24 protein-coding genes are annotated in these 22979 nt (G+C 66.8%); 8 read left to right on the plus strand and 16 right to left on the minus strand.

Going from position 1 to position 22979, the window contains the following annotated elements:
• The first annotated feature begins 100 nt into the window (after positions 1–100).
• A complete protein-coding gene (locus tag ON41_RS06245; RefSeq protein ID WP_040745925.1) occupies positions 101–1000 on the plus strand; it encodes a MurR/RpiR family transcriptional regulator in 900 nt (299 codons plus the stop codon).
• Here the strand turns inward: ON41_RS06245 and ON41_RS40040 are convergent.
• The 6 genes from ON41_RS40040 to ON41_RS06275 all read right to left on the minus strand — a co-directional run bounded on the left by ON41_RS40040 (position 960) and on the right by ON41_RS06275 (position 5098).
• A complete protein-coding gene (locus tag ON41_RS40040) occupies positions 960–1538 on the minus strand; it encodes a GDSL-type esterase/lipase family protein (protein ID WP_083905167.1) in 579 nt (192 codons plus the stop codon). The genes ON41_RS06245 and ON41_RS40040 overlap by 41 nt on opposite strands.
• Before the next feature lie 19 nt (positions 1539–1557).
• Positions 1558–1860, minus strand: coding sequence for a hypothetical protein (locus tag ON41_RS06255; RefSeq protein ID WP_040746000.1), 303 nt, complete (start codon positions 1858–1860; stop codon positions 1558–1560).
• A 137-nt stretch (positions 1861–1997) separates the two neighbouring features.
• Positions 1998–2450, minus strand: coding sequence for an NUDIX hydrolase (locus ON41_RS06260; protein WP_040746001.1), 453 nt, complete (start codon positions 2448–2450; stop codon positions 1998–2000).
• A 5-nt stretch (positions 2451–2455) separates the two neighbouring features.
• Positions 2456–3706 (minus strand): DegT/DnrJ/EryC1/StrS family aminotransferase, encoded by a 1251-nt coding sequence (locus tag ON41_RS06265; protein ID WP_040745928.1) that lies wholly within the window; start codon positions 3704–3706, stop codon positions 2456–2458.
• Positions 3703–4785, minus strand: coding sequence for a Gfo/Idh/MocA family protein (locus ON41_RS06270; RefSeq protein ID WP_083905168.1), 1083 nt, complete (start codon positions 4783–4785; stop codon positions 3703–3705). Before ON41_RS06270 ends, ON41_RS06265 begins: the two co-directional genes overlap by 4 nt.
• Before the next feature lie 4 nt (positions 4786–4789).
• Positions 4790–5098: a hypothetical protein gene (locus ON41_RS06275; RefSeq protein ID WP_157185378.1), complete on the minus strand. Its 309-nt coding sequence runs from the start codon at positions 5096–5098 to the stop codon at positions 4790–4792.
• 233 nt (positions 5099–5331) lie between these two features.
• On the opposite strand from ON41_RS06275, the gene ON41_RS06280 reads away from it, so the two are divergent.
• Complete coding sequence (locus ON41_RS06280) at positions 5332–6567, plus strand: NsdA family TPR-like regulatory protein (RefSeq protein WP_506339395.1); 1236 nt, start codon at positions 5332–5334, stop codon at positions 6565–6567.
• Positions 6564–7442, plus strand: a complete 879-nt coding sequence (locus ON41_RS40045) for a phosphotransferase enzyme family protein (protein WP_083905169.1) — start codon at positions 6564–6566, stop codon at positions 7440–7442. The genes ON41_RS06280 and ON41_RS40045 overlap by 4 nt, the downstream gene beginning before the upstream one ends.
• Here the strand turns inward: ON41_RS40045 and ON41_RS06285 are convergent.
• The 6 genes from ON41_RS06285 to ON41_RS06310 form a co-directional block, all read right to left on the minus strand.
• Positions 7339–8766: a phosphatase PAP2 family protein gene (locus ON41_RS06285; RefSeq protein ID WP_083905170.1), complete on the minus strand. Its 1428-nt coding sequence runs from the start codon at positions 8764–8766 to the stop codon at positions 7339–7341. The genes ON41_RS40045 and ON41_RS06285 overlap by 104 nt on opposite strands.
• Before the next feature lie 112 nt (positions 8767–8878).
• Positions 8879–9958, minus strand: a complete 1080-nt coding sequence (locus ON41_RS06290) for an ABC transporter ATP-binding protein (protein ID WP_040745934.1) — start codon at positions 9956–9958, stop codon at positions 8879–8881.
• A 16-nt stretch (positions 9959–9974) separates the two neighbouring features.
• Entirely contained in the window at positions 9975–10859 is an 885-nt protein-coding gene (locus ON41_RS06295; protein ID WP_040745937.1) for a carbohydrate ABC transporter permease, read from the minus strand.
• Positions 10859–11818, minus strand: coding sequence for a carbohydrate ABC transporter permease (locus ON41_RS06300; RefSeq protein WP_040745939.1), 960 nt, complete (start codon positions 11816–11818; stop codon positions 10859–10861). The genes ON41_RS06295 and ON41_RS06300 overlap by 1 nt, the downstream gene beginning before the upstream one ends.
• Positions 11815–13152, minus strand: coding sequence for an ABC transporter substrate-binding protein (locus ON41_RS06305; RefSeq protein WP_040745941.1), 1338 nt, complete (start codon positions 13150–13152; stop codon positions 11815–11817). Before ON41_RS06305 ends, ON41_RS06300 begins: the two co-directional genes overlap by 4 nt.
• A 23-nt stretch (positions 13153–13175) precedes the next feature.
• Positions 13176–14186 (minus strand): sugar-binding transcriptional regulator, encoded by a 1011-nt coding sequence (locus tag ON41_RS06310; RefSeq protein WP_040745942.1) that lies wholly within the window; start codon positions 14184–14186, stop codon positions 13176–13178.
• Between the two features lie 104 nt (positions 14187–14290).
• Between ON41_RS06310 and ON41_RS06315 the strand changes: the two genes are divergently transcribed.
• From ON41_RS06315 to ON41_RS06325, 3 genes are read left to right on the plus strand one after another with little or no spacing between them, the layout of a single operon-like run.
• Positions 14291–15292 (plus strand): NAD(P)-dependent alcohol dehydrogenase, encoded by a 1002-nt coding sequence (locus tag ON41_RS06315; RefSeq protein ID WP_040745943.1) that lies wholly within the window; start codon positions 14291–14293, stop codon positions 15290–15292.
• Positions 15289–16752: a mannitol dehydrogenase family protein gene (locus ON41_RS06320; protein WP_040745945.1), complete on the plus strand. Its 1464-nt coding sequence runs from the start codon at positions 15289–15291 to the stop codon at positions 16750–16752. Before ON41_RS06315 ends, ON41_RS06320 begins: the two co-directional genes overlap by 4 nt.
• Entirely contained in the window at positions 16749–17678 is a 930-nt protein-coding gene (locus ON41_RS06325) for a carbohydrate kinase family protein (RefSeq protein ID WP_040745946.1), read from the plus strand. Before ON41_RS06320 ends, ON41_RS06325 begins: the two co-directional genes overlap by 4 nt.
• 2 nt (positions 17679–17680) lie before the next feature.
• Here the strand turns inward: ON41_RS06325 and ON41_RS06330 are convergent, their stop codons facing one another.
• The 3 genes from ON41_RS06330 to ON41_RS06340 all read right to left on the minus strand — a co-directional run bounded on the left by ON41_RS06330 (position 17681) and on the right by ON41_RS06340 (position 20197).
• A complete protein-coding gene (locus ON41_RS06330) occupies positions 17681–18637 on the minus strand; it encodes an ABC-2 transporter permease (RefSeq protein ID WP_246829459.1) in 957 nt (318 codons plus the stop codon).
• 165 nt (positions 18638–18802) lie between these two features.
• A complete protein-coding gene (locus ON41_RS06335; protein WP_157185379.1) occupies positions 18803–19216 on the minus strand; it encodes a hypothetical protein in 414 nt (137 codons plus the stop codon).
• Between the two features lie 66 nt (positions 19217–19282).
• Positions 19283–20197 (minus strand): D-alanyl-D-alanine carboxypeptidase family protein, encoded by a 915-nt coding sequence (locus ON41_RS06340; protein WP_040746006.1) that lies wholly within the window; start codon positions 20195–20197, stop codon positions 19283–19285.
• A 456-nt stretch (positions 20198–20653) separates the two neighbouring features.
• On the opposite strand from ON41_RS06340, the gene ON41_RS06345 reads away from it, so the two are divergent.
• Together ON41_RS06345 and ON41_RS06350 are read left to right on the plus strand one after the other, a co-directional pair.
• On the plus strand, positions 20654–21757 hold the full coding sequence (locus ON41_RS06345; RefSeq protein WP_169336472.1) for an MFS transporter: 1104 nt from the start codon (positions 20654–20656) through the stop codon (positions 21755–21757).
• Positions 21751–22395: an HAD family hydrolase gene (locus tag ON41_RS06350; RefSeq protein ID WP_040745951.1), complete on the plus strand. Its 645-nt coding sequence runs from the start codon at positions 21751–21753 to the stop codon at positions 22393–22395. Before ON41_RS06345 ends, ON41_RS06350 begins: the two co-directional genes overlap by 7 nt.
• A gap of 12 nt (positions 22396–22407) precedes the next feature.
• Here the strand turns inward: ON41_RS06350 and ON41_RS06355 are convergent, their stop codons facing one another.
• Positions 22408–22938, minus strand: coding sequence for a hypothetical protein (locus ON41_RS06355; protein WP_040745952.1), 531 nt, complete (start codon positions 22936–22938; stop codon positions 22408–22410).
• Positions 22939–22979 lie beyond the last annotated feature (41 nt).

Here is a 22979-nt window from a genome sequence, read left to right on the forward strand (position 1 = left end):
AGCGAGGAATGCAAGTAGATTTGCAGAAATGATCTGAGATGCAAATCTGATTACAGCACGGTGTAGGGTGCGGGTACGGACCGCGAGGGAGAATGTCCACGTGACGGATCAACCAGCCAGCACCGGGCCACAGACGTTCGACGAACTGGTCGCCGAGCTGAGAACGCGGCACGAGTCGCTGTCGCAGGCGCACCGCAAACTGGCGGAGCGGGTGACGGCCGATCCGGAGTCCGTGGCGTTCATGACGGTGTCCGAGCTCGCCGCGGCGGTCGGTGTGAACGAGGCGACCGTCGTCCGCTTCGCGAATGCGCTGGGGCTCAAGGGATATCCGGGGCTGTCCCGGCTGTGCCGGGAGCGGTTGCAGGAGCAGGCGCAGCTGCTGCGCCGGTTCGACACCCTCGACCGGCTCCCCGACGACGGGGGCGGGTTGCTGAACCGCACCCTCGGGTTCGATCAGGCGAACATCGCCCGCACCTTCGCGCGGATCGACGATCCCACCTGGGATTCCGCGGTGTCACACCTGACCGACGCACCGCGTGTGCACGTGATGGGCCTGCGGAAATGTCACGCGCCGGCCTATCTCCTGGCCTACCTGCTGGGCATGGTCCGCGAGGATGTGGCGCTGGTGACCGCGACGGCCGGTGCGCTCACCGACGACCTGCGCCGGGTCCGCGAGGGAGATTGCTTCGTGGCCATATCCATTCACCGCTACATGGCCGATACGGTCCGCGGCGCGGCCTGGGCGAAGTCGGTGGGCGCACACGTCGTCGCCCTGACCGACAACCCGGGATCCCCTCTGGCGAATTCCGCGGACGAATGCTTCTACGTCGACGCCGCCGGCCCCTCGGTCCTGCGCTCGATGACGGCCTTCACCGCCCTCGTCCAGGCGCTCACCGCCGGTGTGGCGAAGTCGCACGGCCGCGAGGCCCGCGCCTCGCTGCTACAGGAAGAGCGGTTGCTCAGCGACTTCCACGTCTACACAACCGATTCCCGGGGCTGACGGCCTTGCGCTTCTCGGCGACGCGGCGAATCGCCGCACCGAGTTCGCATGATTTACGCACGGAGTCGGCGTCGTAGTCCCAGCTGCTGTAGGCGAACGCGGGCTTGGCGGGATCGACATGAACAGGGCTGACCAAGAGGACCCGGGGCACTCCGCCAGCGCGGGTCCAGGCCGTGTGCTCGATGTTGTCCACATAGCCGTTCAGCGCGGTAGCTATATCCTCCGGTTCTCGATCGAACCTGGATTTGAGATCGTTGGTCCCCAGCATGACGACCACCATGTCCAGCGGCGAGTGACTGCGCAGGCACGGCTGAAAGTAGGCCCGGCCGTTGCGATCCGAACGCTCAGGATCATCCAAGTCGGTCGTGCGCCCGCCGAGCCCTTCCTCGATTATCGAGTAGTCGTCACCCAGAAGAAGCTGTAGCCGACCGGTCCAGCGCACGTCGGCCGGCCATCGCCCATTGCGATCGGGACGCTGACCGAAGGTGTTCGAATCACCGAAACACAAGATGGTGAACGCGGCCGGGTTGACGTGCACTGTGGGGTCCGGCGCGGGTTCAGGCCCGGCGGTCCACCGTGGCCCATGTGGCCAGGGCGACCGCCCCCGACACGGCCGCCACCGACGGCCACGGGCCGATCTTCTTCGCCAGCGGATGCGAGGCGCCCAGCGCCCCGACCGACAGCCCGGTCAGTGCCGCGGCCCCGCCGGTCCCCACGGCCCGCCGCCACCGCGGCAGCGCCGCCGCCGTCGCCGCCGCGAAAACAACCCCGCCGAGCTGCCGCCGCTTGGTCGCCTGCGCGAGCGCGAAACCACCGGCAAGTCCACCGGCCGCGAGCAGGGACGTGGGAATCCGGGCCATCTGCACAACCTCCGAGACGAAACTTCGAGAGACACCCCGACCCTAATCCGCGGCTCCGACGGCTGCCGCACCGGGTGCCGGGCGAATCGAACGCCGAACCCACTGGCGCATCACGATTCTCGGAAAAGCGGATGGAGCTACCTGCGTTCGGCTTGCGTCACCTGATAAGCGTGAAGTATCTGCCGCACGGCATCGGTGACGGGCGGGTCGTCGGTGAGTGCGGTCCAGGCGTAAGCATCGTGTTCTTGAAGCTGTACCGGCTCGGGCGCGTCGACATCGACAGCGAAGTTGAACTGACGGGATGGCTTCCCGCTGCCGGACCGGTAGTCGAAGCTGCCGAGGTAGGCACCCACGACGGTGACATCGAGCCCTGTTTCTTCGGTGACTTCCCGGATCAAGGCTCGGTCGAGTGTTTCCCCGGCCTCGACCTTGCCGCTGGGCAACTCCCAGATACCGCCCATGAAATCGTCTTCGGGACGTTGCAGCAGTAGAACTTTGCCGCAGTGCCGGACGACTGCGCCCACAACGAGTTGCTGTATGCCGTCGTTCGCCGCTTCCGCGGTAAGTCGATCGATCAGGGCTGGATCCATGGTCCTCATCCTTTCAGCTCATCGACGTGATGGATTACCTTGCGGAAGGCGTCGACGTAGCGCATGGCGATTGGGAGGTCCTGGTCCCGATGCCAGACCGGCAGTTTGAATGTCGTGCGATGGACGTGTTCCGCCTGTGGAAAGTCTCCTGGTCGGTAGTTCAACGTACGTTCGTACTGCGGGAACAGCGGCCCAGGTTCCTGAAACAGCGGCAGGAGATTGAGCGGGCAAGTGGAACCGGGACGATCCACCTCGATGCAGCCCTCGGCCTTGAGCGCTTCATAGAGTCGTTCAGGAGGGACCCCGAGTTCTTGTTCCTCGTTCCGAATAATTAGGCCATACCATGACGATCGAATCCCGGTATCGCGGTGCGGCATGACAATTCCGTCCAGGTCTTCGAGCCCTGCACAGATCCGTTCGGCGATATTCGCTCGTCCTTCCAGATACTCGTCCAGTCGACCGAGTTGTTCCAGCGCGAGCGCCGCGCCCATCGGATGGATCCGGTGCTTCAGGCCCATGCCGGTGACGCTGTAGCGGCTCAGGCTGAAGCTGACGGGTATTTCTTCGCGACATCGCTTGTTGTACTGGCCGTGCAAAAGGATCCGGTAGTACACCTGTTCGTCATCGGTGAGGATGAAGCCACCTTCACCTGCGGAGAGTGGTTTCGGGCCGTTCATGCTGAACGCGGAGGCCCGGCCGAAGGTGCCGATCCTCTGGTTTCCGATCATCGCACCGTGCGCATGTGAGGCGTCCTCGAGAAGCTGCAGACCGTACACCTCGGCCAGGCTCCGCAAGCTTCCGATCTGAGCGGGATTTCCCCACATATGTTGTACGACAATTGCTTTGGTGTTCTCCGTAATTCGCCGGGGGATGTCATGGGGGTCCAAGTTGCCGTTGGTGTCGCAGTCTGCCAGAACCGGAACGGCACCGAGATGCAGGAGCGGTGTCACAGTGGCGAAGAAGGTGTAGGCCGGTACGATGACCTCGTCGTCCGGGCCGATCCCGCAGGCGGCGTACATCGAGTACAACGCAGCTGTGCCCGAACCGGTCAGCACCGCGTAACGCGTACCGAAGTAGCCTCGCAGCGCGTCCTCGAGCCGAGCCACGATACCCGATCGATCGTAGATCGAGACCCCCTCGTTCAATTGGTCGAGCACGGCTTCGGCTGTGCTGCCGGTGATCGGAGGCCAGCTGAAATGTGGTCCGTTGTCAGCGATCATCGGTTTTCCGCCCAGCAGGGCCAGAGATGAACTCACAGAAGCTCCTTGGGGTCGATCGTTGTGCGTGTGCGGGCGGACTCGTAGCAGGCGGCAACGAAGCTCATATGCGCCAGGTTCTCTTGTGGCCCACTGAGATTCGGTCTCCTTCCGTCGATGACGTGCCGGAAGTAGTCGATCTGGCTCGCGGCGGCCGAAGGCCACCCCTGTTCGCGGATCAGTGACTCGACGACTTCGCCACTGTTGGTGAGGCGTCGAAGCCGACCGCGTTCCAGATGCACGATGCCCTTGCTGCCGATGAGACGGATTTCCTCGGTTTTCGGGCCGATGAATCGTGAGAGCAGCAGTGAGCCGTAGAGGCCGCTGTCGTACGCGAAATGGATCAGTGCCGTGTCCTCGGCATCGTAGGTCCGGTCGGGTCGCGCGCCCACGGAAAGATCCGCGGTAATCCGGTCGGGCAGACCGAAATACCACAAGATCAGGTCGACCAGATGATACCCCATATCGATGACACAACCGCCGCCGGCGGTTGCGGTGCTGCCACGCCAGCCGTCGGATGGATCATCCACGTGCAGTGTGTAGCGGGCGTCTATGGCGAAGGGTGTGCCGATTTGGTCTGCCAATTGCGTGAAGCTGGTGTAGATCGGGTTGAACCGTCGCTGGAGAGTCACCATGAGCTGGATTCCGGCCTCCTCACAGATCGCCGCCAGCCCTTTCGCCTCCGATAAGGTGATCGCGAAGGGTTTCTCCTTCAGCACGTGAACGTGTCGCTCCGCTGCGGCTTCGATTACAGCCCGCCCGATATCGTGCGGAACGCACACGACCACGAGGTCGAGCTGTTCCGAATCGAACATCTGCCGAAAATTCCTGTAACCGGGGACATAGTGACGAGATTGCAACTCCCGGAGGGCTTCCGGGTTCTCGTCGCAGATGGCAACCAGCTCGACGCCATCTGTGGTCGATAGCCCCGGCAGGTGGTCTTCCAGTGCTTGACGTCCCAGGCCGACCAAGGCGATCCGGAGAAGAGTCCTCTGCTTGAGGATGAAAGGCGTTGTGCGCCACGCGGTCGCGTCGGCATCCGCAACAGTCTGCCCGATCTTGGTTTCCAGGGGTCGCATGCGATCACCCGATGCGATCGGGTGTTTCGGCTGCGACGAACACCCCTGTGTCGGCTTCGCGCCACAACCGCGCCTCGACTGCCTGACGGGACATGCCGGGCCGAACGAGGTGTTCCAACGTTGGCACCACGACGTGGTGGCACTGCGAGCGTCGTAGCTCGGCGATCAGAGCTGTCAGTGCTGAACCGCCATGAATACGCTCGTGAAAGATCATTGCTAGGTCGAAACTGTCACGCTCCGCGAACCGTCGGATCTGCGATTCGCATGCGATGACATGGTGGCCTGCGATATCGAGGCGCAGATAGCCGTACATCAGGGGCCTCATTTCACCGTCCTCCAGCTCGGCCGTTCCCGTTGAACGTCGTACGGTCCAGAGTGATCCGTCCCTGCGCTCGCGGGGGAGGGCACCTTACGGGGCAGAAACAATCGAAGCCACTTGCTCGGTCCCGGCCTGGATACACTGGCCTGACCGAGACCGGGAGGGGGTTTGACGTGCCGCAAAACCTCAAACTAAGACAACGCCGCGAGGCCACCCCGTCCCGCGCAGTGCCCGGCCGTGGGATGGGTCGGGCGGAGCTGGCCGCCGCCGTCAACGAGTACATCTGGCGAGTCAGGGGTGAGCGTCGAGAACTGGATGCGCACGCTATCGCCAGATACGAACGTGGGGCTGTGCGATGGCCGAACGACGAGTATCGCGAAGCGTTCCGGGCGCTTCTCGATGCGACAGACGCCGAACTGGGGTTCGCGCCGACACGCAAGCAGCGGGCCCAAGAGTTCGAACATATGCTCTCGGTCAATCTGTTCAGTCCGTTCGATCTCGGAATCACTCCGGCCGATTACCTCCCGAGCGGCAGGTCTGTCTGCCGTGTCGGTGGGTCCGATGTCGACAGGGTGAAGAAGGCGACGCACGTCGCGGCCTTGTCCGAGAATCTTCACGGCGGCGCGTCGGCGAGCAGGGTCGCCGGGGAACAATTGCGTCTGCTTTCTCCACTGCTGGCCGGGCAGGCGAATCCGGCAACTCGCTGCGCTCTGCTCGAGGCAATAGGGAACCTCAGCGGAGTTGTCGCGTTCTCCGCCTTCGATATTGCCGACTACAGCGAAGCCGAACGATGCTTTCGGTTCGCGCTCTGGTGCGCCGATTCCGCCGGTTCCTGGGAACTGCGAGCCACTACTCTGGCGGATATGTCCCGCAAGGTCGCGTATCTCGGGAGCGCAGACGACGCGTTGTCCCTGATCGAGCTGGCGCAGGTTCGGTCGGACCGCCTCTCCGCTACGGCTCGAGCCATGCTCTGTGCGCTGCGGGCACAGTTTCTCGCCGCGACGGGCCGGGCCGAAGGTGCGCTGACCGAAGTGGCCCGCGCCGATGAACATTTTGCAGGACGAACACCTGAGGCCGATGCGCCGTGGCTGTGCTATTACGACGAAGCCGAACATATGGGAAGTACCGGCAAGGCACTGATTCCAGTTGCCGAGACACGAGGCAGAATAGAGTTGGCGGCACCGCGAATCCGGCGAGCGGTGCAACTCCAGAGCGAGGCTTATCCGCGCTCCCGTACATTTTCACTCGCCCGCCTGGCCACGATCACCATGCGCCTGGGCGATCCCTGTGAAGCCGCCGCTATCGGATCGCGGGCGGCCGAGAAGGCGAAGATGTTTCACTCGAGCCGTATTCGCGACGAGTTGACCGTGCTGGCCCGGGCCGCCTCGGCGCATCGCGGCATCGAGGAAGTCGCCGAACTGCGCCACACCATCGCCCGTAGCCTGAAGCCGGTACGGATATGACAGCGGCTTCGACGGCGGAGGTACTGGTCAGGGCGGCAGAACTCAGCGGGATAGACGCTGCTGGAGCCGTTTCCATCCGCGACGGGTCGAACGCCATCTACGAGCTTGCCGACAGGATCGTGGCCAGAATCGGCAAGCCTGGCAGCTATGCCGCCGCAGCGCGGGAGTTGCAATTATCTCAGTGGCTCAACCGATCCGGCATCCCAACGGTTCGTGCTTTCGCCGCTACACAGCCGGTGGTGGTCGACGACCGGCCGGTGACCTGGTGGCAGCTGATTCCCGACCATCGGGCATCGACACCTGATGAGCTGGGGGCGATGCTACGGGCACTACACGCCCTGCTCCCGCCGACCACTTTCCAACTGCCCGCGTACAACCCCTTCGCTGGTATCGAGGAACGCGTAGTCCAGGCGAAGAGCATCGGGGAGGGCGACCGGTCCTGGTTGATCGGCCGTTGTCGTGCACTGAAAAAACAGTACGACGGGTTTCCCGATTCGGAGTCGACTTCCGTGATTCACGGGGACGCTTGGCAGGGCAATTTGGTGGTTCCGGCATCGGGTGTCCCCACTGTGCTCGATCTGGACAAGGTTTCGATCGGACGGCGTGAGTGGGATTTGATCCAGATAGCTGTGGACTACACCGATTTCGAGCGGATCGGCGCGAGTGAGTACAGCGCATTCGTCATGGCGTACGGTGGTTATGACGTCACGCGGTGGCCGGGATTTCGGGTTGTCGCAGACATACAAGAACTGCGTTGGACCGCATTCGCCCTCAGCGTTGCATCCGGTCGGGTGGCTGCGGCGGCCGAGGCGCATCATCGAATTGCCTGTCTCCGTGGTGAATTCCCTCGGCCGTGGAAATGGAGCGCTCTTTAGGGTCATAACCGGGTGATTGGCGGGCGAACCATGTGGTGTAGAACAACCCCACCAGTGCGGCGAAGGCAATGAGCAGGGCGGCACCCCACGGAATCGGATAGCGCGCCATGGATTCGGCGAGATAGCGGGTACACAGCAGTACTGCTGTGAACAACGTTGCACCCGCTGCGATGAGCTGTCGCCGTCCCCGGTCCCACCCGCGCTCCGGGTCGCGGAGGGCGGATTCGATGGTGAGGCACAGGGTGGCGCCGACTATGAGGTCTATGCCGTAGTGGGCGCCTAGGCCGAGGGTGGCGGTGAGGGTGCAGAACAGCCAGAAGGCGCCGCCCCAGCGGAGCCAGCGGGGGCCGCGGCGGGAGTGGATGAACAGGGACAGGGCCCAGGCGGTGTGCAGGGACGGCATGCAGTTGCGGGGGGTGATGTCGTCGAACGGCATCGATTCGATCGAAGCGGGCAGTGGCGGAACGATATTCGGCCAGACGTCGGCCAGCTCCATCCCGTGTCCGTCCGGTCCGAATGCCAGCACCGGGCCCACCACAGGGAAGAGCACGTAGAAGATCGGCCCGATGAGGCCGATCGTCAGGAACGTCCGGACCAGGTGGTGGCGTGGCCACCGGCCGGCGGTCACGCCCCGCAGCTGCCAGATCGCGATGACGATGGCGGCGACCGGGAGTTCGAAATACACCCAGCGCACCACACCCGTCGGTATCGGACCGGCCGCGTCCAGCAGTTGCCCGACCAGCCACGAGGGATTGCCCAGCGCCCGATCCGCTTGCTGCACATAGGGATCGAGGACCTGCGGCGTCGCCCAGGCGGTGATGTCCAGCCAGATCTCGCTGACCTTGGTGGCGAGGATCAGCAGCGCCCCGAGTCCGATCGTGCGCAGCGCGGTGGTCCGGCGCTCGCCGGTCCAGCGCAGCGCGACGACCACCGTCAGCGCGGTCAGGACCAGCGTGGGCCCGTTCCCGAAGGTGAATTTGGCCCCCTCCACCGCGCGCACGATCACGTAGACCAGGTCCAGGCCCACTGCCGCGCCGAGGCAGATCGCGCGCTCCCGCCACCCGATGCCCACCAGCGCGAGCAGGAAGCCGGCCCACGGCGTCGTCGCCGACTTCGGAATGCCGATGTAATCACGGGACAGGCTGGTCAGCGGGCCCAGCGCATGCAGATGGGCGGCCATGAGCTCACCCGCGACGAGCACGACCACCGCACCGGCCAGGGCGAGCCGGACCGCGAGCGGTCCGAGGCCATTCGTACGGGGTCGTTCCGCGCCCACCCCCGCGACCGGCGGGACCGGTCGCTCATGCGCGTCGTCGAGAAGCATTCGGCCATCGTAAACACCGCATGAACGGACGGTTTCCACCAGTTCGCCATGGTTCCGGCCAAAAGCGCGCCGGAACCATGAGGGTGGCTACTCCCCGAGGCGGGGGCGCCTCCTATTCCCCGAGACGTAGTCCGGTATCGGGGTCGAACAGGTGCACCGCGCTGTCCTGGCGTTTCCGGAGGTGGATGGTCTCCGCGAGGGCGACCGGGGCGCGGCCGGGGCAGCGGGCGACCAGGCTCACCTCGGGCTCGGCGTGGGTGTGGACGAAGGATTCGCTGCCCAGGCTCTCGATCAGTTCGACCGTCGCCTCCACGCCCGTCTCGGCGATCTCGAGCTGTTCGGGTCGCACGCCCACGGTGACCGTCTCGAGCTTCCGCTCGTGCAGCAGCGTGAGCTGATCGCGTTCCAGCTCCAGCACGGACTCGCCGATCCGGACACCCTCGGGGGCGAGCGGCGCGGTGAGCAGATTCATCGCGGGCGATCCGATGAACCCGGCGACGAAGGTGTTCACCGGGCGGTCGTACAACTCGGCGGGCGAGGCGAACTGTTGCAGTTTGCCGCCGCGCAGCACCGCCACCCGATCGCCCATCGTCATCGCCTCGACCTGATCATGAGTGACGTAGACGGTGGTAGTGCCCAGCCGCCGTTGCAGCGCGGCGATCTGGGTGCGGGTCTGGACGCGCAGCTTGGCGTCGAGGTTCGACAGCGGTTCGTCCATGCAGAACACCCGCGGCTCGCGAACGATGGCCCGCCCCATGGCCACTCGCTGCCGCTGCCCGCCGGACAGCTTCGCCGGCTTGCGGTCGAGGTAGTCGGTCAGGTCGAGCAACTGGGCGACCTCCCGCACCTTGCGCTTGCGCTCGTCGGCGGGGATGCCGCGCATCTTCAGCGCGAAACCCATATTCTCGGCGACCGTCTTGTTCGGGTACAGCGCGTAGTTCTGGAAGACCATCGCGATATCCCGGTCCTTGGACGGCACGCCGGTGACGTCCTGCCCGCCGATCTCGATGCTCCCCTCATCGATAGCTTCGAGACCGGCGAGCATCCGCAGGGCGGTCGACTTCCCGGATCCGGACGGCCCGACCAGCACGACGAATTCGCCGTCGTCGATATCCAGGTTCAGCGAGTCGACCGCGAGCGTGTCCGCTCCGGAGTAGATGCACGAGGCATTGCGGTAGGCGATGGCGACCATGGCCCGATCCCTTTCTCTACTTGATTGCGCCGAACGACAGCCCGCGCACCAGCTTGTTCTGCGCCAGCCACCCGGCCAGCACCACCGGAAGGGCGGCCATGGTGGCGGCGGCGGACAGTTTGGCCCAGTACAGGCCCTCGCCGGCGATGAAGCCGACCAGGAATACCGGCATCGTCTGCGCCTGTACCGCGGTCAGATTCACCGCGAAGAAGAATTCGTTCCACGCGAAGATCACGCAGATCAGTGCCGTCGCGGCGATACCGGGGGAGACCAGCGGCAGCACCACCTCGCGCATCGAGCGCCACAGGCTCGCGCCGTCGAGGCTCGCGGCCTCCAGGATCTCGCCGGGCACCTCGAGGAAGAACGAGCGCATCATCCACACCGCGATCGGCAGATTCATCGCCGTGTAGAGGATGATCAGCGCCCAGATATTGTCCAGCAGGCCGATATCCGACACGATCACGTACAGCGGCAGGATGGCCGCCACCACGGGCAACATCTTGGTGCTGAGGAAGAAGAACATCGCGTCCTTGGTATTGCGCACCGGCCGCAGCGACAGCGCGAACGCCGCCGGGACGCCGAGCACCAGCACCAGAATCGTCGAAACCACCGTCGCGAAGGCCGAATTGGCCAAGCCGGTGCCGACGCCCTGATCGAAGACCGCGCGGAACTGGTCCAGCGTCGGCGCGAAGAACAGCTTCGGCGGATCGGTGTAGGCGTCGGCCTCCTTCTTGAACGCGGTCAACACCATCCACAGCACCGGGAAGAAGAATCCGATCGCGGCGATCCACGCCACCACGCCCCACGGATTCAGGCTGCGGCGCTTGCGAATTCGCCGCGGCTCCGGGGGTTGCTCGGACGGCTGCGTCGCTTCCGTGGCAACCGATGTCGTCGTGCTCATCAGGCGGCCTCCTCCTTGCCCGTGAACGATGTGAAGATCAGCCGGAGCGCGAAGGTCGCGATGACGATCGTGCCGACCACCACGACCACGCCCATGGCGGCGGCCTGGCCGATGTCGAAGCCGAGGAATGCGCGCTGGTAGATGTAGAAGGGCAGGTTGGCGCTGGAGGTGCCGGGACCGCCCTGGGTCATCATGTAGATCGCGTCGAAGGTGTTGACCAGGTACACCGCGCCCAGCACCACGCCGAGTTCGATGAACCGCCGCAGGTGCGGCAGCGTGAGTTCGCGGAACAGCGCGACCGCGCCCGCCCCGTCGACCCGCCCGGCCTCGAGGATGTCGCGCGGCATCGACTGCAATCCGGCCAGGATGAGCAGCATCATGAACGGCGTCCACTGCCAGACCATTTCGACCATCACCGAGGCGAGCGGATAGTCGCTCACCCAGTCGACGTCACCGAGCCCGAACGGTGTGAGCACGAAGTTGACGATGCCGAATACCGGATCGAGCATCGCGGTCTTCCAGACCAGCGCCCCCGCGACGGGAGTCACCAGGAACGGTGTGATCAGCAGCGTCCGCACGATGCCGCGGCCGAGAAAGGCCCGGTCCAGCAGCAGCGCGAGCAGCAGCCCCAGGAACGCCGAGATCAGCACCACGCCGACGATCAGCACGACGGTGTTGAGCGCGACGGACCAGAACTGACTGTCCCGCACGATCTCCAGGTAGTTCCGCAGCCCGACGAACCGGCGCGAGCCCGGCCGCACCAGATTCCACGACTGCGTCGAGTAGTACAGGGTGAACAGGAACGGCACCTGCGTCACCACGACCATGAAGATCAGCGCCGGTAGCAGCGGACCACGCCGCCGCCACCCCTCGGCGCGAGACACCTTGGTGTCCTTGGTTTCCCGGATTCGGCGTACCCGTTCGGCGACGGTGCCGGCCTCGGCGGCGACGGTGGTCATTGGTTCTCCCGGTAGGTCTTGCCGACGGCCTCGGCGTACTCCTGTGCTTGGGTCAGCGCCTCGTGAACGGACTTCTGACCGGCGATGGCCGCGCTGACCTGCTGGCTGACGCGGGTCCCGAGGTCCTGGAACTCCGGGATCGCGAGGAATTGCACCCCGGTGTACGGAACCGGTTGCACGGTGGGGTGATCCGGATTCGCGTTCTCGATGGATTCCAGCGTCAGCGGGCCGAATGCCGCGGACGCCTGCTGGTATTCGGGCATCTGGTAGGTCGACAACCGGCTCCCCGGCGGCACCCGTTCCCAGCCGAGCTGTTCGCCGACGGTGCGCAGGTAGGCCTTGTCGGTCATCCAGGAGATGAAGCGCCAGGCCGCGTCGTGGTGCTTGCTGTTGACCGGAATGCCCAGCGCCCAGGTGTACAGCCAGCCGGAGTGGTCCTGCTGCGCGATCGGCGCGGGGGCATAGCCGATCTTGCCGACGACCTTGCTCTGCTCGGCGTCCTCGAGTACCGAGACCGCCGAGGTGGCGTCGTACCACATGGCGACCCGGCCCTGCGCCAGCTGTGTCGCGCACTCGCCGAATCCGCTTGTGGCCGCGCCCGGTTCGCCATGCGCCCGGACCAGGTCGACGTAGAACTGCACGGCCCGTTCGGTTTCCGGGCTGGTGAGCTGCGGATGCCACTGCTCGTCGAACCAGCGGCCGCCGAAGGTGTTGATGACCGTGTTCAGGGGAGCCAGCACCTCGCCCCAGCCGGGCTTGCCGCGCAGGCAGATCCCCGCCAGATCCGGCCGGTCCAGCTTGGCCGCCGCGTCGGCGACCTCCTGCCAGGTCGGCTTGGGCGACAACGTGATTCCCGCCTGCGCCAGCAGGTCCTTGCGGTACATGAGGAACGAGGATTCGCCGTAGAACGGCACCGAGTACATATCGCCGTTGTAGGACAACGACTTCCGCAGCGACGGGATGAAATCGTTCTCGTCGTATCCGGGCGTCTTGCGGGTGTAGTCGGAGAGGTTGACCAGCCAGCCGTTCTGGGCCCACTGCGCGGTCTCGTAGTTGCTGATCATGGCGACGTCGAATTCGCCGCCGCCCATCGCCGTCGATGCGGTGATCTTGGCGCGGGCCTGGTTCTCCGACAGCGTGATGAAGCGCAGGTGGATGTCCGGGTTGGCGGCCTCGAACTGCTTCGCCAGCTTCTGCGCGTCGGTCATCTGCGAGTTGGAGACCATCGCGATGGTCACGGTATTGCCCGAGGAGCCGAACGAGCCGGCTCCGGCGCAGCCGGACAGCGCCAGGCACAGCGCCGAGACGGCCGCCGTGAGCAGACGGGGTTTCATGTGTACCTCATTTCCCCTTGATCTCATTGCCGTTCGAGAAGCCTTCGCGCGCAGTCGATATCGCAGACCAGGAAGCGGGCGAAGCCGCCGCGCAGCGCGCCGAGCGCGGCCTCGTGCTTGGCGGCGCCGCCGGTCAGGAGGAGCGATTTCGGGCAGGCGCGGATGTCCTCCAGCGGTACCGAGACGGTGCGGTCGCCCATCTCGGTCTCGAGGACGGTGCCGTCGGCGGCGAAGAAGCGGCCGCCGATCTCGCCGACCGCGCCCACGGCGGCCAGCGCGTCGAGCATGGCCGTGTCCAGGTAGCTGCCCTCGAGCAGCGTGGTCGAGGTGGAGACCGCGCCGACGCCGAACATCATCGCGTCGGCGGTGCGGCCCGCCTCCAGTGCGACCGAGAACACCGAATCCGAACGCAGCGACGCCACGGTGGCCGCGTCGGCGTACAGCGGGGCGGGGAGGCGGATCATGTCGGCCTGCAACTGTTCGGCGCAGCGGCCGAGGATGTATTCGCTACCGGTCTGGTAGCTGCCCGTGGTCATGGCCCCGTCGAGCTGGACGATCGCGCGGCAGGTGGCCGTGCCGGTGGGGAGGGCGCGGGCGATCGCGACCGTCTCGGGGCCCCAGGTGAATCCGAGCGTGTCGGTCTCGGCCAGCCGTCGCGTGATGAGGCGCGCGGCCGCGCGGCCCAATGCCGCCCAGCCGGCCGGGTCGTCCTGGCCGACGGTGCCGACGGTGTCTCCGACCACCACCGCCTCGGTGAGTCCGAAGGCGCGTTCCAGCGCGGCCTCCTCGTCGGCGTGCAGGGCGTCGCGCTGGTCGTCGGGGACCACGACCTCGATGCGGACCAGGCCGCGCGCCTTGGCCCGCGCGATCAGCCGCCCGGCCGTGGGGCGCGAAACCCCCAGCCGACCTGCGACTTCTGCCTGTGTGAGCCCGTCGAGGTAGTAGAGCGTGGCCGCACGCAAGGCCAGCCGCAGATCCTCCGGGGCAGAACCCGGTGCGGGTGGCACTCGTCCGTTGAGCGCCGATCCGGCCATCGCAACCACTCCGTCACGTCCGACCCGTGAGCAAATGCTCAGGGGTGCGTTGAGATGCTCATCACGCTAGCATGCGGAGTGTGACGCAGACAACACTTTCGCGGATGCGGGCCGCCGTGCTGAGGTCGCCGGGGCGTATCGAGATGCGGGATATGCCGGTTCCCCGGCCTGCGCCGGGCGATGTCCTGATCCAGGTGCACGCGGTCGGCGTCTGCGGGTCCGACGCGCATTACTACCGCGAGGGCCGGATCGGCGAATTCGTGGTCGAGGCGCCCCTGATTCTCGGGCACGAGGCGGGCGGCGTGATCGTCGCGGTCGGCGACGGCGTCCCCGAAGAGCGTGTCGGGCAGCGGGTTTCGATCGAACCGCAACGGCCCGACCCGGACAGCGCGGAGAGCCGGAGCGGGCACTACAACCTGTGCCCGCACATGCGGTTCTTCGGCACGCCCCCGGTGGACGGCGCGTTCTGCGAGTACGTGACGATCGGCGCGGCCTTCGCGCATCCGGTTCCCGCGTCGGTATCGGACGAGGCGGCGGCGCTGTGTGAGCCGCTGTCGGTGGGTATCGCGGCGGTGCGCAAGGCCGGGGTAGAGGGTGGTTCCCGGGTGCTGGTGGCCGGTGCGGGGCCGATCGGCGTGCTGGTAGCGCAGGTTTCGCGCGCGTACGGCGCGACCGAGATCGTGGTCAGCGATCCGGATCCGGAGCGGCGGAAGATCGCATTGTGGTTCGGGGCGACCGCTGTGATCGATCCGGCCACCGATGTGCCGGACACGGTCGACGCGTTCGTGGACGCCTCGGGCGCTCCGGCCGCGGTGACCGCGGGTATCGAGGCCGTGCGCCCGGCCGGACGGGTCGTCCTGGTGGGCTCCGGATCGCCCGTGATGACGCTTCCGGTACAACGGATCCAGAATCGCGAACTCGTACTCACCGGGGTGTTCCGCTACGCAGGCACGTGGCCGGCGGCGATCGCGCTGGTGTCGACCGGCCGGGTCGACCTGGACGCGATGGTGACCGCGAGATACCCGCTGGAACGGGCCGCCGAGGCGCTGGAGTCGGATCGGCGGCCGGGCAGTCTCAAAACGATCGTCGAGGTGGCGGAGAAGTGAATCTGAATCGACAGGCATTGCCCGGGTTGCCCATTGCCGGGCCCGGCTACGATCGCGACGCGGTCCGGGCGGGTATCGCGCACTTCGGTGTGGGCGGTTTCCACCGGGCGCATCAGGCGATGTACCTGGACCGGTTGATGTCCGAGGGCAAGGCGCTGGACTGGGGTATCTGCGGTATCGGGGTGACGCCCGCGGACCGCCGCATGCGGGATGTGCTGCGGGAGCAGGACTTTCTCTACACGCTCACCCTCGCCCATTCCGACGGCTCGCGCGAGTCGCGGGTGATCGGCTCGATCGTCGACTTCCGATACGCGCCGGACGATCCCGAGGCCGTGATCGAACTGCTCGCCGATCCCGCGATTCGGATCATCTCGCTGACCATCACCGAGGGCGGTTACAACCTGCGCGACAGCGACGGCGAATTCGACAGCGACGCACCGGCCGTGCGGCGCGATCTCGGCGGTGAGCGGCCGCCCGCGACGGTCTTCGGGCTGGTCTCCGCCGCGCTGGCCCGGCGCCGCGAGCGGGGGACGGCCGCTCCGACGATCGTGTCCTGCGACAACATCGAGGGTAACGGGCACGTCGCCCGGCGGGCCTTCACAACGTATGCGCGGCTGGTGGATCCCGCTCTGGCGCACTGGATCGATGAGCATGTCGCGTTCCCGAGTTCGATGGTCGACCGCATCACCCCGGTCACCACACCGGAGGCCGTCGCGCGGCTCGAGTCCGAGACCGGGCTGCGCGACGAGTGGCCGGTGGTGGCCGAGCCGTTCACGAAATGGGTGCTGGAGGACGATTTCGCCGCCGGGCGGCCGCCGCTGGACGAGGCGGGCGTGCACCTGGTCGACGATGTGCGACCTTACGAGCTGATGAAGCTGCGGCTGCTCAACGCCGCGCACCAATGTCTGTGCTATTTCGCGTATCTCGCCGATTACCGGCTCGTGCACGAGGCGGCGCGGGATCCGCTGATCGCCGAATTCCTCGACCAGTACCTGGATTTCGAGGGGCTGCCGACCGTACCGTGGGTCCCGGGGGTGGACGAGTTCCGCGGGGCGCTGCTCGAACGGTTCGGCAATCCGCACATCCGCGACACCGTGGCTCGGCTGTGCGCGGAATCGTCGGACCGCATTCCGAAGTGGTTGCTGCCGGTGATCCGGGAGAACCTCGACGCCGGGCGTCCGGTGCGGATGGCCGCGGCCACCGTCGCGAGCTGGGCCCGGTACGCCGAGGGCATCGACGAGCACGGCGAGCCGATCGAGGTCGTGGACCGGCTGGCCGGCACCCTGATTCCCCTCGCCCGGACGCAGCGGGACGATCCGACGGCCTTCCTGGAGAATCGCGCGGTGTTCGGCGATCTGGTGGACCGCCCTCGATTCGTGGAGGCGTACGTGGGCGTGTTGCGGTCACTGCATCGCGACGGCGCGCGCGCGACACTGGAAGTCGTGGTGAAGCCGGAATGACGGAATCGGTCGCGCTGGTCATCGGTGAGGCGCTCATCGACATCGTGATTCGCGATGGGCGGGTGACCGGGGAGCACGTGGGCGGTAGCCCGCTCAATGTGGCAGTCGGGCTCGGGCGGCTCGGGCGGGCGGTGTCGTTTCTGACCTCGATCGGTGCGGACGACTATGGGCGGCGGATCGTTTCGCATCTGGAGGCGTCCGGCGTCGGGCTGGCCGAGGGGAGCGTTTCGCTGGCGAAGACGGCGACCGCTCGGGCGACCCTCGACGAGAACGGTTCGGCGACTTATCGTTTCGATATCGAGTGGCGGCCTCGGCCGGGTGTGGTCGCCGCGCCGCTGGTCGTGCACACGGGATCGATCGCCGCCGTACTCGAACCGGGCTGCGACGAGGTCGTGGCGGTGATCGACCGGCACGCACCGGAATCCACCGTCACCTTCGACCCGAACCTGCGGCCCCAGCTCATCGAGGACCCCGAGGTCGCCCGCGCCCGCATCGAATCTCTGGTGTCCCGCGCCGATGTCGTGAAGGCCAGCGACGAGGACCTCCGGTTCCTGTACCCCGGCACCGCGCCGGAAGACATTGCCGCCCAATGGCTGTCGAGTGGACCGTCGATCGTCTCCGTCACCCTCGGCGGCCAGGGCTCGTTCGCCGTCTGCCGCGCGGGCACCGTCCGCATCCCCGCTCGCCCCGCGACTGTTGTGGACACGGTAGGTGCGGGGGATGCGTTCATGAGCGGGCTCATCGATGCGCTGTGGGACCACGGCCTACTAGGCTCCGACAACCGAAAATCCCTGCGGGACATAGAGGTCGGCGCCCTCCGTTCTTCACTGGAGAGCGCCGCTCTGTCGTCAGCCCTGACGGTCTCCCGCCCCGGCGCGGATCTTCCCTACCGCGCTACCCGCGACGCCCACTCGACCGTGGAGTAGACCTAGGCGTCTTCCGCACGCCCACCTGGATGCCGCTCTCGCCACACCCAGAACACCGTCGATGCCGCCAACGCCCACGCCGCCAGCACCAGGAAGGGAAATACGTGCTGGTGCCCGCCGAAGTAGACGGCGGTGTGCTGGGCGTTCACGGACGCGCCCGGAGGCAGCCAGCGGCCGATACTGCCCAGCACCGACGGCAGGAGCGGCCAGGAGACCGCGCCGCCCGAGGAAGGGTTGCCGAGCAGCACCATCAGGCCCCAGGTCGGGATCATCGCCCACCGCCCGAACAGGGTGTTGAACATCGTGAAGATCATGCCGGAGGTGAACATGGTCAGCGCCAGGATGAACCAGGACTCCAGGAACGGCAGCCGCACCGCGCCCAGCCACCAGTCCACCATCGCCGCGATCACGAAGCCGCCCAGGGCCGAGTACGCGACGGTGTAGGCGATCCGCTCCGCCGGATTGAGCGCCCGCGCGTGCACGCTCAGCTGGATCGCCCCGACGAAGCCGATGATCACCGCCGCGAGCGTGATGTAGAAGATCGCCAGCCCGCGCGGATCGCCCTTCTGCAGCGGGTTGATATCGGTGACGGTCACCGGAACCTCGACCTGCCGCCCCACCTGCGCCGCCGCACTCGAAATCACCTCGGCCACGGACGAACCCGACGCGCCCGAGACCGCCACCGGCACCCGGTCGGCCTGCCGCACGTCGATGATCGCGAAGACCTGCTGCCGTTCGGCGGCCTCCCGCGCCGCCTCCGGGCTGTCGAACGGCATGGGGTGCAGCGAGCCGTCCAGGGCCTTGTCCATACCCGCGAGGAAGGCGGTGTCGCGGGCCGACGGATCGCCGTCCGGGTGCACGATCGCGACGGGAATGCGATGCGGAGTCGGATTGGCCAGCGTGTAGGTGTACGAGCCGGCGAACAGGCCCGCGGCGGCTCCCAGAATGAACACCAGCACGGTCGCCGGCAGAAAAGGCGACCGCCGGAACCTGTCCCATCGTCCGCGCCATACAGCTAGTCGGTCGCTATCGTCCTGGCTATCCAGCTGAGCTGCCTGCTCGGTCTCACCCTCGGCCATGAGGCCAGCCTAGGTTGCCGGGCAATTACTTCCCGGCAACCTGGGTCAGAAACTGCCGGTGCTCGGTTTGCCCGTCACCTCGACGGTGATGACGTCGGTCGTCGAGGCGTAGTCGTGGTTGCCGGTCGGGCGATCGAAGGCGCACGCCCCGCGCACGCGCATGACACCGGCCGGCAATGCTCCGTTGCCCAGCGAGGTCTGCACCATCTTCCCGTCGGGGATGGCGTACGACGTCGGATTGTCGCCGCCGAAGATCTCCCCGGTGTCGTCGTTGTACACCCAGCACACACCCCGATCGTTCGGATTGTGGAACTTCGCGGACACGGTCCCCGGCACCGAGAACACTTCCTCCATCACCGGCGCCTCGAGCACGTCGTCCGCACCCGCGGTGGCACCGGAGATGAGCATGGTCGCCAGGGCCGGAAGCGCGGCGAGGAGGGAAATCCGTCGAATCGTCATGTGCGACATCATGCCCGGGAGTCGCGGCGAACGTTATTTCCCACGCTCGGCGGGAGTGGCCGGCGACTAACTGATCGGGAGGGCGCCGAGGATCGGGCCGTAGCCCCAGTCCAGCATGCGTTCGGCGTCTTCGGCCGCGGTGTCCTCGTCGTCGGGGGAGCTGTGCAGGACCACGCCGATCAGGGGCTGGCCCGCCCGGACCGCTTCGAAGAGGAGGCAGGTTCCGGCGGCGTCGGTGGAACCGGTTTTGATGCCGATGGCGCCGCGGTAGTTCTGGACCAGCAGATTCGTTGTCTCCCAGACATGATCACGATTCCCGGCGGCCGCGGGGACGTGGTAGGTCTGCAATTTCACGATGTCGCGAAACTCCGGCTGGATCATTGCCCGCAAACCGAGTGTTACCAGGTCGGCGGGTGTGGAGTAGGTGGCATATCCATCGGGGTAGGGCAGTCCGCTGGGGTCGGTGAAATGGGTGTTCCCCAGGCCCAGCTGGCGCGCGGTGTCGTTCATCTTGGCGATGAAGCCCTCCTGGCCGGGTCCGTACGCCTCGGCGAGCGCATAGGCGGCGTCGCAGCCGGACGGCAGCAACATCGCGTACAGCAACTGCCGCGCGGTCAGTACTTCGCCGGGTACGAGATCCGCCGTGCTGGCTCCGAACCTGTTGTCGTAGGCGATGATTCCGTCCGGCACCGTGATCGGCCGGTCCAGCCCGCCCTCGTTCAGCACGACCAGCGCCGTCATCACCTTCGCGATACTGCCGATCGGCGCTTGCGTATTCATCTCCCGGGACCATCGCACGGCCCCGGTGTTCCCGTCCGCCAACGCGGCTCCGACCGCCTGCACGCCCTCGGGTTCGGGTGCGGGCACGGGCAGTTGGCTGTGTGACGCGACCGTGGTGGGCGCGGCGACCGCGGCCTGGCCGGACACCACGATCAGAACACCGGCAACGACCGCCTGCAACACTCGGGCAAATGTTCGCATCGCCATATTGTGCCGTTCGATTCCGCGGACCGGCGGTATTTCGTGCCCATCGGTAACTCGATTCTTCTCAGCGATGGGAGGATCGACCGCCCGGGGCGCGGCGTTTCCGGGTGCGCCGCCGGTCAGACCCATGGGTGGCAGTTTGTGTGGCGGATCACCGTGGCCCTTTTCGGGTGGTAGCCAGGAAGACCGCCTGGTAGCTTTCCGGCTTATTCGTGCAGCGTCGCGCATCACCCTCAGCCTCTGACTCACGGAAATTCCTCCGATCCCTCAAGTTCTTGCGCCTTTTCGTCGTAGCGAAAGGCGCGTCTCGTCATACCTATTCGCGGCCTGTGTCGCGTCCTTTCGGACGGCGAAAACGGTTGCGGCATCGATGGAGTTCTCATGACACGCACCCTCGCGCCGGCTTCGGGACCAGCGCGACCGATACCCGGCGCCGCACTGCGGAGCCGGGGCTTGCTGACGGGATACTTCGCCGGACTCGGCGTGGTGATGGCCGTCTGGGGGACCCGGATCCCCGCTGTTCAGGAGTCCGCCGGGCTGGACACCGCGGGGTTGGCCGCGGTACTTCTCGCCGCCGCGATCGGCATGGTCGGCGGCCTTCAGGTGGGCGGCCGGTTCGCCGAGCCCGCCCGGCTTCCCTACCTGCTGACCGGCGGTGGACTCGGTCTCGCCGCCAGCCTCGCGGTGGTCGGCGCGTGCCGGATTCCGATCGCGCTCGCCGCGGCGGCGCTGCTCTTCGGCGCCGCGCACGGCGTGCTGGACGTCGGGTTGAACGCCGCGGCGGTCCGGTGCCAGGACGCCTACGGTCGGCCGATCATGTCGGGCCTGCACGCGGCCTACAGCCTCGGTGCGCTGGGCGGAGCGGTGATAGCCGCTGTCGCCGCGCGCAATTCGCATACGTACACCTTCGGTGTCACCGCGGTCGTGGTCATCGTGGCCGCGGTCGCGGTGGCGCCGATGACCCGCTGTGTCGGATCGGTGGTCGCGGATCCCGGTCCGGTGGACACCGTGGTGGGCGGACTGTCCCGGTCGCGGGTCTGGCTGCTGGGCCTGCTCGCCGCCGCGTGCCTGCTCGGCGAGGGCGCGGCCGCCGATTGGTCGGCGGTCCACCTCACCGGGCTGCACGCGTCCGCCGCTACCGGCGCCGCGGCGTATGCCGGGTACAGCGCGGCCATGGCCGGCGGGCGCCTCGTCGGCGACCGGCTGACCGCACGCTTCGGTGCGCCGAAAGTCGTTCGGGCGGGGGCGATTCTGAGTTCGGCCGGACTCCTCGCGGGCCTGTCGGCAGGCGAGGTGTCGTTCGCGCTGGCCGGGTGGGCCGTCTTCGGCCTCGGTCTGTCCGTGACGATTCCCTCCCTGTTCACCGCGGCCGGGGTGGGCGGCCCGCGCGCGGTCGCGACCGTGGCCGTGACCGGCTACCTCGGACTCCTCGCGGGCCCGGCGCTCATCGGCGCCCTGGCCACCGTGACGACCCTGCCCGGCGCACTCGCGCTCCCCGCCCTGCTCGCCGCGGGCGTGGCCTTCCTGTCTCATCGAGCCCTGGAGAACCGGTGGTAATCGCACTATCTCAGCAGCCCGCGGAACTCGACGCGGTGATCTTCGACTACAACGGCGTCATCGGCCTGCAACCCACCGAGCCCATGTGGAGCGGGCTCGCCGAACTCGCCGGATGGCACCCGGGTCAGCTCGGGCACTTCCAGAACGTCTTCTGGGGCGCTCGCGAACCCTACGATTCCGGCGAATTCACCGACGCGGACTTCTGGGCCGCCGTCCTCGGCCGTCGCCCGGACCCCGACCTGCTCACCCGGCTGCGCGCCGTCGACACCGCCCTGTGGATCCAGACCGACCCGCGCGTCGTCGCCCTGCTCCACCAGGCTCGCCGGGCGGGCCTCCCCATGGTGCTGCTCTCCAACGCGCCCCACCCGGTCGGCGATGCCTTGGACGCCGCCGACTGGCGCACCCTGATGACCGACGCCCTCTACTCGGCCCGCCTCGGCCTGAACAAACCCCACCCCGACACCTACCGAAACGCCCTCGCCGCCACCGGAATCCACGACCCCGGCCGCGTCCTGTTCATCGACGACCGCCCCGACAACTGCCGAGCCGCCGCAAGCCTCGGCCTACGCACCCTCCACTACACCGGCACCCCCACCGACATAGAAACCCACCTCCGCCTCACCACCGTCACTACCTAGATTCGGACCGATCTACGTCGGCCGAAGCTGGGGATGCGGGCCGGGCACCGGTGTCAATGTGGTGTCCGGTGTGAGTACGGTCCCCTTGTCCACAGCGAACACCTGGTCGAAGTTGCCGCTCCAGTCGATCGTCTGGCGGGGCTGATCTCCTTTCAGGAAAAGGTAGTAGCCGCGGTGTGGACCGTCGCCGTCGGCACTGCGTGGTTTCGGTGCGTTCTTCCAGCAGACACCGGAAGTCCCTGCGAGGGCATCTATTTGATCGGCGCGCGTGTTCTGGGGAATGTCGACCATGCGGTCCCAGTCCCCGCTCCAGCCGGCGGCGGTGGTGATGGCGATCAGAGTGGTAGGTGCCGACGCCTCGGCGGCCTGTGCGGCCTTCTCCTTGAAACCCACTCGGGGACCCAGGTTTTCTTTGACGGGAGACAGGTCGAATGTCGTCGTGCACCCGGCACCGGCGTCACCATCGTCGGAGCCGTCCAGCAGACCGCAACCCGCACTCGTCAGCAGAGCGCCGATCGCCAGGGCAGCAACGGCGTTCTTCATCGTTGTCACTGTGTGATCACTTCTTCCCTGGGAGCGGAACA

This window comes from Nocardia transvalensis NBRC 15921 (genome assembly GCF_000308875.1).
Taxonomy (GTDB): domain Bacteria; phylum Actinomycetota; class Actinomycetes; order Mycobacteriales; family Mycobacteriaceae; genus Nocardia; species Nocardia transvalensis.

Coding starts and splice junctions, on each gene's coding strand:
- ON41_RS06255 (WP_040746000.1), bottom strand. CDS start 1,860: ATGGCCCGGATTCCCACGTCCCTGCTCGCGGCCGGTGGACTTGCCGGT.
- ON41_RS06260 (WP_040746001.1), bottom strand. CDS start 2,450: ATGGATCCAGCCCTGATCGATCGACTTACCGCGGAAGCGGCGAACGAC.
- ON41_RS06270 (WP_083905168.1), bottom strand. CDS start 4,785: ATGCGACCCCTGGAAACCAAGATCGGGCAGACTGTTGCGGATGCCGAC.
- ON41_RS06275 (WP_157185378.1), bottom strand. CDS start 5,098: ATGTACGGCTATCTGCGCCTCGATATCGCAGGCCACCATGTCATCGCA.
- ON41_RS40045 (WP_083905169.1), top strand. CDS start 6,564: ATGACAGCGGCTTCGACGGCGGAGGTACTGGTCAGGGCGGCAGAACTC.
- ON41_RS06285 (WP_083905170.1), bottom strand. CDS start 8,766: ATGCTTCTCGACGACGCGCATGAGCGACCGGTCCCGCCGGTCGCGGGG.
- ON41_RS06290 (WP_040745934.1), bottom strand. CDS start 9,958: ATGGTCGCCATCGCCTACCGCAATGCCTCGTGCATCTACTCCGGAGCG.
- ON41_RS06295 (WP_040745937.1), bottom strand. CDS start 10,859: ATGAGCACGACGACATCGGTTGCCACGGAAGCGACGCAGCCGTCCGAG.
- ON41_RS06300 (WP_040745939.1), bottom strand. CDS start 11,818: ATGACCACCGTCGCCGCCGAGGCCGGCACCGTCGCCGAACGGGTACGC.
- ON41_RS06305 (WP_040745941.1), bottom strand. CDS start 13,152: ATGAAACCCCGTCTGCTCACGGCGGCCGTCTCGGCGCTGTGCCTGGCG.
- ON41_RS06310 (WP_040745942.1), bottom strand. CDS start 14,186: ATGGCCGGATCGGCGCTCAACGGACGAGTGCCACCCGCACCGGGTTCT.
- ON41_RS06315 (WP_040745943.1), top strand. CDS start 14,291: ATGCGGGCCGCCGTGCTGAGGTCGCCGGGGCGTATCGAGATGCGGGAT.
- ON41_RS06325 (WP_040745946.1), top strand. CDS start 16,749: ATGACGGAATCGGTCGCGCTGGTCATCGGTGAGGCGCTCATCGACATC.
- ON41_RS06335 (WP_157185379.1), bottom strand. CDS start 19,216: ATGACGATTCGACGGATTTCCCTCCTCGCCGCGCTTCCGGCCCTGGCG.
- ON41_RS06340 (WP_040746006.1), bottom strand. CDS start 20,197: ATGCGAACATTTGCCCGAGTGTTGCAGGCGGTCGTTGCCGGTGTTCTG.
- ON41_RS06355 (WP_040745952.1), bottom strand. CDS start 22,938: ATGAAGAACGCCGTTGCTGCCCTGGCGATCGGCGCTCTGCTGACGAGT.